At 56.9% G+C, this 8,446-nt stretch carries 9 protein-coding genes; 3 read left to right on the forward strand and 6 right to left on the reverse strand.

The features are described 5' to 3' along the window. On the forward strand, window positions 1-466 hold a 466-nt coding region (locus WA354_RS23410), incomplete at its 5' end, for a hypothetical protein (RefSeq protein WP_472815438.1). 207 nt (window positions 467-673) lie between these two features. Here the strand turns inward: WA354_RS23410 and WA354_RS23415 are convergent. Further along, window positions 674-982, reverse strand: a complete 309-nt coding sequence (locus tag WA354_RS23415; RefSeq protein WP_472815439.1) for a hypothetical protein — start codon at window positions 980-982, stop codon at window positions 674-676. A gap of 352 nt (window positions 983-1,334) precedes the next feature. Next, entirely contained in the window at window positions 1,335-1,496 is a 162-nt protein-coding gene (locus WA354_RS23420; RefSeq protein ID WP_472815440.1) for a hypothetical protein, read from the reverse strand. Between the two features lie 340 nt (window positions 1,497-1,836). Between WA354_RS23420 and WA354_RS23425 the strand changes: the two genes are divergently transcribed. After that, window positions 1,837-2,694 carry a 3-hydroxybutyryl-CoA dehydrogenase gene (locus WA354_RS23425; protein ID WP_472815441.1) on the forward strand — a complete coding sequence of 286 codons (858 nt, stop codon included), beginning with the start codon at window positions 1,837-1,839 and terminating at the stop codon, window positions 2,692-2,694. A 147-nt stretch (window positions 2,695-2,841) separates the two neighbouring features. On the opposite strand, the gene WA354_RS23430 is transcribed toward WA354_RS23425, so the two are convergent. Together WA354_RS23430 and WA354_RS23435 are read right to left on the reverse strand one after the other, a co-directional pair. Then, window positions 2,842-3,243 carry a hypothetical protein gene (locus WA354_RS23430; RefSeq protein ID WP_472815442.1) on the reverse strand — a complete coding sequence of 134 codons (402 nt, stop codon included), beginning with the start codon at window positions 3,241-3,243 and terminating at the stop codon, window positions 2,842-2,844. Window positions 3,244-3,527: 284 nt separating this feature from the next. Continuing rightward, the gene (locus tag WA354_RS23435) at window positions 3,528-4,343 is read right to left on the reverse strand and encodes a DUF2490 domain-containing protein (RefSeq protein ID WP_472815443.1); all 816 of its coding nucleotides are present in this window, start codon (window positions 4,341-4,343) and stop codon (window positions 3,528-3,530) included. 467 nt (window positions 4,344-4,810) lie between these two features. Here WA354_RS23435 and WA354_RS23440 point away from each other — a divergent pair, with 467 nt between their 5' ends. Further along, window positions 4,811-5,959 (forward strand): alpha/beta hydrolase, encoded by a 1,149-nt coding sequence (locus WA354_RS23440; RefSeq protein ID WP_472815444.1) that lies wholly within the window; start codon window positions 4,811-4,813, stop codon window positions 5,957-5,959. A gap of 18 nt (window positions 5,960-5,977) precedes the next feature. Here WA354_RS23440 and WA354_RS23445 read toward each other — a convergent pair whose 3' ends face one another. Then, the gene (locus WA354_RS23445) at window positions 5,978-7,024 is read right to left on the reverse strand and encodes a hypothetical protein (protein ID WP_472815445.1); all 1,047 of its coding nucleotides are present in this window, start codon (window positions 7,022-7,024) and stop codon (window positions 5,978-5,980) included. Window positions 7,025-7,344: 320 nt separating this feature from the next. Continuing rightward, window positions 7,345-8,446: alpha-galactosidase (locus tag WA354_RS23450; RefSeq protein WP_472815446.1), on the reverse strand; the 1,102-nt coding region annotated here is incomplete at its 5' end.

An 8,446-nucleotide genomic window follows, 5' to 3' on the forward strand; every position in this document is an offset into this window, starting at 1 on the left:
GGCCAGCGACGTTGTGCAAGACGGCCAGGTAGTTATCCCCGCCGGCGCGGAGATCGATGGCCATGTGGCAGAGCTATCGACCGGCCATTTCGGTGGACACGGCTCCATCCTTCTACACCCTGAAACCATTACGCTGGAAAACGGCAGCAAGTTTCAACTTCGCGCAGTTGTCATTTCCACTCCCGGTTCCAACCTGGGTGTCGGATCGGAAGGCGTCATCACGCCCGGCTCGCGCGTGAAACGCAACAGCATTGAATACGGCGCGGTCGTTGGAGTCGGAATGATCACGGGCGCGGTGCTGGGCGGCCCGCCGGGGATGCTTGCGGGTGCCATCGTCGGCGCCGGCGTAGTGACGACGCATCTGCTGGTAAGCCATCCGCAGGCGAAGCTCGAGTCCGGTGCGGTTCTGATGCTAACGCTTACAGACCAGGTGCGACTCGTGCCCGCTGTCTCGCAAGGCAATTGAATTCTTCTGGGATAATGGGGTGCACTTACGGCGCGACTTCGGTCGCGCCTCTTTTTTTCAGCGAAACTGCAGACTCAGGAGCCATTTGCCCGTTCGCCGTTCATTGCCCCATGCTTTTTCGTGGAAGTGAACTGTAGACCCTATCCGCCTCGATGGTTTCCCCAGTTCCCTCAGGACCTGGGGAAACCAAATTGGTGTGCCAGGCAATCAGGCTTCGAGTCTCTGCCCGAGGAACTCCTTCGCCTTTGCCATCTCGGCGTTCCACTTAGTGAGTTGGTCGGGTGAAAGGAAATTTGCAACGCGCTGGCGGATCTCGTCGCGATGCGCCATGACTTTGGCGGCGATATCGGCCCTGGTCGTGTTGGGATTTTTCTTGAGATAGTCAGCGAGCTTTTCACGCGCATCCACAAGTGTGGTTTGGAGCTTTTCACGCTGCGGCTCGGTGAGATTCAAGTCATGACCAAAGCGCTTCAATTCAGACACAACCTGTTCACGTTCTTCTGCAGTGATAGGCATGGATATATCTCCTTTGATCTGAATGATCGGGTTGAGCGCGGACGCTGCTTGTCACATTGAGACGTCCGGGATTCGTGGGGAGTTAATGCGTTTGAAATGTTGCTGAGTCAAATGCGGGCACCAACCGCACTTGCGATCGGATTCCGCAAGTGCTCAGCACAATTGGGGGAGGAGCATTGCTTACCCTGCTCCGGAAGACTACCGCCGGTGCGATAGCTTCGACCGGAAGGCTAGTCCACTGCGGACGGAAATGCAACTACCATTCTGGCAGTGGAGGGAAGGCTCTGGTGTTGTTGGATTTAGGCAAAGACGAGCTCGAGAATCCTTGAACGCTGCTGACGCGACAGCGGTTCTAGCCGTTGTTGCGGGCGCGCTCCGGCCGAGTGTCTTCCACAAGCAACATAGAATGCAAGGCCGCTACCTCAGCCTCCGCCAGAATTTCTTCGTCTGTCTTTACAAATAACCACGCCAGGCAGTCTAGGAGTGAATCGTCCATGTATCCCCTTTTATTCATGCTGCGGTCTCCTGTGTATCCTTCCCGCGTACACGTATCCCGGATAGGGCAAGACTTACGAGACACTTCAGTCAGCGCAGCCTTTTCTTGTATAGGTGGTCTTGAGTTTCTTCAATCATACCCGGGTTTCAATTGATTTGGAAGCGAAAGCAGGTTCGATTTCCCTGCTTCTCGGTTATGGAAGTACTATGCGCAGAATCCCCGTTCGTTGCCGAATAGATCGTCCGTCAATTCGCCGTTGGTCAAGAAACGTTTCCCGGCACCTCTCTCCTGCCTCCTTCCTCGAATCACGCCCCACGTGCTAACTGCTACACTCCCATTTGCCTGGGAGGAATCGGCAGTGGCAGATATACAATCAGTCGCCGTGATCGGCGCAGGAACCATGGGGTCAGGCATCGCTCACGTATTCGCCCGATCGGGATTTCCAGTCAGCCTATGCGATGTGGAGCAGCGCTTTCTCGATCGCGCGCTTGCCTCCATTCGCACCAACCTCAGCCGCGAAGCCGCAAAGGGCAAACTCGCCGAGGCGGAAATTGAGCCGACGCTCACCCGAATCAGCACCACCATCGACAGGGAATCCCTCGCCACCGCACAGCTCGCCGTTGAAGCTGCGCCAGAGCGCTTCGAACTCAAGGCCGAGGTTTTCGCAGCTCTCGATCGTATCCTGCCGCCGACGGCGATCCTCGCTACAAATACTTCGTCCATCTCCATCACCAAAATGGCTGCGCTCACCCGCCGTCCATCCCAGGTCATCGGCATGCACTTCTTCAACCCCGTGCCGGTCATGGCTCTGGTGGAAGTGGTGCGCGGCATGACGACAAGCGAAGCAACATTCGCCGCGGTGCGCGACCTGTCCGTGAAGCTCGGCAAGACGCCCGTTGAGGTCAACGACGCGCCCGGTTTCGTCTCCAACCGCGTCCTGATGCCCCTCATCAACGAAGCGGCGTTCGCGGTCATGGAGGGCGTCGCCAAGCCAGAAGCTGTCGACCAGGTTTTCAAACTGGGCATGGCGCACCCGATGGGACCGCTCACGTTGGCCGACTTCATCGGCATCGATGTCTGCGTCGATATTCTGCGCGTGCTCCAGGAAGGATTCGGCGATCCGAAGTATCGCCCTTGCCCGCTCCTGGTCCGCATGGTCGACGCCGGATGGCTCGGCCGCAAATCCGGCCGCGGCTTTTACTCCTACGAGAAGTAGCCTCGAAGCAACCAGCCTCGAACATGCTTGTCATCCCGACCGGAGCGGAGGGATCCGCAGTTGCCTTTGATCATCTAGCTCATCCGAGAATCTGTGTACTTTCCGAGTTGGCGGTGATCGTCCCGAAGTGTTGGCGGTTTCCCCGAGTCACTGAAACTTTATCGCGTGGAGCAGGCAGAACTTGTGCTTCTCCCCAAGATTGTCCAAAACCACGAACCACTGACCGTCGCGATAGAATTTCACTTGATCGTGAACGGTTTGGTTGTGGCCAGTCAGGACGATGAAGTGGTGCCAGTCCGAGCCGCCTGTAAACTCTTGCCACGAATATCTGTATGTTCCTGTGTCCACACCTACGGTGTTCGATTTGCGATTGGTCGGCGCAGCAACGTCGCCGCTACCAGCTTGCCCGCTGCACTCACCCATTGGACTAGAGCCAAGAGTTTGAGAGATGACGGTGGCGGTTTCCCACTGGTGCGACTCTTCCATCACAGCGGCACACGTGGTTAGTCCAACTAGACCGAAGATAACCTGAACGAGACCGCGATTCATATTGGCGCCACCTCAAAGATAATGCTTTCGAGTGCAGTCACCGAACTGGGACAAGAATAATCACGGCGGACGTCCAGCAGCAACTATCATCCCTTTCTCGCCGCCCCCCAGAGAGATTCGTAGTTTCGTTTCTCACCCCAAAGGTCGCGGTCGGATCGTGCGCCACCCAGAAGTTTCCCGTTGAGCAACCCGTCTAGCAATCGTGTGCTGCGTGGTTATTGACCGATGGGCGGTCACTCACCAACAGCTCTTCAATCAATGCAAGGATCGCCAAAGACAACGCCTCATTTGGATTTGCGTCGGACCTTATAGGCAAGCGAGATCCCGAAGATCTCGTTTGTGTCCCAACCAGCAGGGAGGTTAACCGACTGCAATAAGTAGTAAGGCCGAATGGAAAATGAATCGGCGACGGGAAATCGAACTCCTATCTGGAAGCGATTCTGAGTGTAGCTGCTGCCACCGTTGGCGAAAGGGTTGTACCAGGGAACGATGAAGAACTCATTGTTCACGACCAGCACTGGCTGCCGCGCTGTGCGAATCGGCAGAGAGTACTCGAAGCCGGGGCGAAATCGTAGCCGTGCTGAAGCAGGCCGGTTGTCGGGGAAGCGTCCCTCAATGAGTGTGCGCAAGATCGGCTTCCACGGACCATGAGAAGTGCTCACAGTGAGATTGAGCTGCAGTCGGTTTTCGTAACCAATTCCAGGATTTCCCGGATAACGCTGGTATCGGTAGATAGGTATCAGCGTGAACCACGGCCGCAGACGAAAAGCGACGCCTCCCTGAACGAAGTACTCGAACAGGTTCGACCCTCCCTCATCGAATCGTTCGTGGAATTCCACATCCAGAGATTTATTGCCAGAAAAGGGAGTGGAGATTCCTTGATCGAGCCAGAGCCCGAACTGCTTTTCGTCTTCGGGATCCTCGGGCGCCGGTTGTTGCTGCGCCCTGGCCGGAATGGCGAGAACGCAATTACACAGCACCACGGTGATGCAAAGGATGCACCACATCGTCAACCGCTGAGCTGTGGAATCGTCTTCCACGCTCTGGATCGGACAAGTGCGCCGCTCGCCGGAACGGAACCAGTGTGATTTCGTAAACACGCTCGGACTTTCCAAATGGCCGCGATTTCTGCACCCAGCTCTTTGGTGAGATCCCCGCGGTCCGCATAGATTCTGGCACAGAATCTATTTTGGCTACTGTCGCTTTTGACAGTGGAGCCGGCGATCGCGCGACCCGATCCATGGGTTCACCCCACAATGAAAACCACATTCAGCAACGGCAAACTGCCAAAACCCAAGCCGTTTCACTCAAGGGGTTCACTTCACACGGTGTCAGGCCCTGAGCAACTCTTTTACGTTCTGTGACTTCCACGGAGTCACAGATATCTTTGGTTTTTGAATAACAGCCGTTGCAGCAGAACCTTTGAAGAATGTGTCCCGGAGCCGACGCGCTCAGGTCGACGCTGCCAGAAGGAAACGCACACCGTAGTCGGACTCCAGCCGCATACACTGGAGAACACCTGTCCCCAAGGCTCCGCATCATCGAGCTGAAAAGAGAACCCATCGCAATGAGACTTCTCGTTCTGGCATCCGCACTCACATTTGTAGCCGCATCTCCGCACTTCACCTTCGCATCTGCGCAGGCCCCGTCCGCATCTCACGCGCCACAGCAGACTGCGCGACCCGCGCCACCCACGCGCGATCCCCACACCTCCGGTTACGTTTCCGCAATTCAGTTGCCTGATGGCGCCGTGCCCTCTCCAACCGCCGACGGCAACTTCATCATCGGACCAACCCACACACTCGCGCCTGAAATGACCGCACAGGATCTGACCAATGGCACAGTCGTCGAATTCACCATGAACTCGACCGACAGCAAGTACTATCCCGGCATCGCTCGCGACAAAGGCACCTTCGGCACACCCGATCCAGCCGACCCTGCGAAACTCATCATTACCACCAGCCATCCCGCTCCTTACACACGCAAGGTCGCCGTCTACGTACCGAAGGCATATGTCCCCGGCTCCACAGCCCCTTTCATCGTTGGCGCCGACGGCACTGACCGAATGCTCTTCACAGCGCTCGACAGTCTGATCGCCGAACAAAAGCTGCCAGTCATGATCGCCATCTCCATCGGCAACGGCGGCGGCGACGCGCAGGGCAGCGAGCGTGGGCTCGAGTACGACACCATGTCTGGCCGCTACGCAGAGTTCGTCGAAAATGAAGTGCTGCCCCGCGTCGAGAGCGAAGCGCATGTCAAGCTGACGCACGATCCCGACGGCCGCGCCACCATGGGCGGCAGCTCGGGCGGGTCTTGTGCTCTGATAATGGCCTGGTATCATCCCGAGCTCTACCACCGCGTGCTCACCTATTCCGGAACTTATGTAAACCAGCAATGGCCGTACGATCCCAAGTCACCGCACGGCGCATGGGAATTCCACGAGCACCTCATTCCCCAAAGCAAACGCATGCCGATCCGCATCTGGATGGAAGTTGGCGATCGCGATCTCTACAACCCCAACGTGATGCACGACAACATGCACGACTGGGTTGAAGCCAACGAGCGCATGGCAAAAGTTCTGGCAGCGAAAAAGTATCACTACCAATTCGTTTTCGCAGTCAATGCAGGCCATGTGGACCGTGCAGTGAAGGCGCAAACGCTGCCCGAAGCCCTCGAATACGTGTGGCAAGGCTACAAGAAAAAAAGCGGAGAATAGGATGGCTTCTCACGTGTTTCAGTCCGCAGGAATCCGCAGGAAGCCGTGATAAACGCCGTCCAGGTCGGAGTACCAGCCGGTGATCTCCCCATTCGAGTTGATGTCTTGAGGAGTCGTGCCGTCGCCGAAGAAACGCTTAGCGGCGCCGCGGACGTCAAACGTCGTGATCGTGCCGTCGCGAGCGCGCACAAAGCCATGAACCAGGGAGTCCGCCTGGTAGTAATCGCCTACGATTTCTCCCCTCTCATTGATGGCATGGGGAATCGTAAAACAGTTGCTGCCTACGTCGAAGCTGGTGATGGTGCCGCGTGGCGAGCGAACAAAACCATGAATCGCAGAAGGTGCGTCATTGTAGTAACCCGTGATCTCACCGGCCGAGTTGATGCTTACGGGAGTGGTGAACACTTGAGGGCCAGCATCAAACTCGGTAATCGTGCCGCTGGCAGTGCGAACGAAGCCGTGAACCACGAAGCCTTTGTCGTCGTACCACCCCGTGATCTCGCCCTTCGAGTTGATGCTTTTAGGAACTGTAACGAACTTGCTCACGGCGAACGTCCGAACCGTACCATCTGAGGCGCGCACGAAGCCCCCTCTGGAATATGCCCCCGTTATTTCGCCCGTTGGGTTGCTGCTCTGGGGAATCGTTCCGAACTCGGGACCCCCGTCAAACGTAGTGATCGAGCCGCTGGCATCCCGGGTGAAGCCTCGCGTGTAAACTACCTGGCTGTCCGCGCCATAATAGAATCCCGTGATCTCGCCTCTTGGATTCACGCTTTCAGAAAAGGTGCCTTGTCCGTTCCGTTTGCTCGCGCCCGGCACGTCAAATGTGTGGATCGAGCCATCGGCAGTGCGCAGAAATCCATGGACCACCGTTTTCGCATCGTAATACTCTCCCGTAATCTCGCCCTTCGCGTTAATGCTGCGGGGAACGGTGCCCTGGCCGGATTTCACGCCCGCTCCGGGCGCGTCAAATGTGATGATTCGCACGCCTCGTGATTTGTGTGCAACAGTCTGCGCAGTGATCCTGAGCATGACGAATGCGACCAACGCTACAGTCAAGGTCAAAATCCCGACTCCCCGCCATTTCTTTGGGGAATTGACGAACAACATGGCGTCCTCCAATTCACGCAGACAACGTGGTGAATAGGGACGCGAGCCCTATTCGTGACCAGTGACTGAAAATACCACAGCCAGGAACCTGTTGGCCTTTATCGGCGTGGTGCGGCATCGCTCGGAGGGCAAAGTACCTTACCTCCAAGCCTCTCCTGGGTCTCCTGCAGCGACTGACCGATGCACAAGACATGCCAGGTGGGTGAGCAATCAGTTTCTCTGTTGCCCATCCATTGAGATCCGAACGACCGTTCAATTTGCACTTTCCTGCTGATTTACTTTCTGTCCAGCCGGAAAGCCGCCGCCTGAAAGTCGCCCCTGAAATCCTCGCTCATCTCCAGCCCGTGGTTCATCCACCACGAACCACTCGCCGTCGCTGGAGTTCCCCTCGCCGCCGCGCCTTCGATTGAAGACAACGCATAATTTGCCTTCGGATCAAGCCCCTGCAGCTTCAGCCGCGGAAACCCGCGTCCCTCCTGCGTGGAATGAATAAACGCGAAAACCACAGACTGGCTCTTGTCACGATTCACCGTCTGCGTAGCCGAGAACTCGCTGCCATCCCGCGGCGAAATCAAACGATACAGATCGCCCTGTACGATCGTCGCCTGTACCTGGTGATACGACACAATAAGCCGCTTGGCAGTCGCCATCTCCTCGTCGTTCCACTTGCTGATGTTCGCGCCAATCCCCAGCGAACCCTGCATCGAACTGAGCATGCGGTAAGTCAGCGACGTACTCCGCTTGTTCAACCAGTGCGGCGAATCCGTCACCCACGCCATCATGATCTGCGGCGTGTATGCATACGTGAACCCATCCTGCTGCGTCAGCCGATCAAACGGATCGGTATTGTCTGACGGCCAGACCTCGTCTGCATACTTCAGGATGCCCAGATCGACGCGTCCCCCGCCGCCCGAGCACGACTCAAGCTCCACCTTCGGATGCCGCTTCTTCAGTTCCGCGAGGATCCCATAGAGGTTGCGCGTGAACGCCACGTAAACCTCCTTCTGCTCCGCCGGCGGAAGCTGATCCCACCCCGGCTCGCTCCAGTTCCGGTTGTAATCCCACTTCAGGAACGCAATGTCGTTTTCCGTAAGCAGCTTGTCAAGAAACCCGAGAATGTAATCGCGCACATCGGGCCGTGCGAGGTTCAGCACCAGTTGGTTCCGCTGCTCCGACCGCGGCCGCCCCGGAAAGTTCAGCACCCAGTCCGGATGTTTCCGATACAAATCCGAATCCGGATTCACCATCTCCGGTTCGACCCATATTCCGAAGTCCATTCCCAGCGTATGCACTTTGTCGATCAGCGGCTTCAGCCCATGCGGAAATTTCTGCGGATTCACATACCAGTCTCCAAGTCCGGCATGATCATCCTTGCGC

The sequence above is a fragment of the Occallatibacter sp. genome (genome assembly GCF_049802275.1).
Lineage (GTDB): Bacteria > Acidobacteriota > Terriglobia > Terriglobales > Acidobacteriaceae > Telmatobacter.

Excerpts from the sequence above, each read along its gene's own strand:
- WA354_RS23415 (WP_472815439.1), bottom strand. The coding sequence starts at position 982 with ATGCCTATCACTGCAGAAGAACGTGAACAGGTTGTGTCTGAATTGAAG.
- WA354_RS23440 (WP_472815444.1), top strand. The coding sequence starts at position 4,811 with ATGAGACTTCTCGTTCTGGCATCCGCACTCACATTTGTAGCCGCATCT.
- WA354_RS23420 (WP_472815440.1), bottom strand. The coding sequence starts at position 1,496 with ATGAATAAAAGGGGATACATGGACGATTCACTCCTAGACTGCCTGGCG.
- WA354_RS23430 (WP_472815442.1), bottom strand. The coding sequence starts at position 3,243 with ATGAATCGCGGTCTCGTTCAGGTTATCTTCGGTCTAGTTGGACTAACC.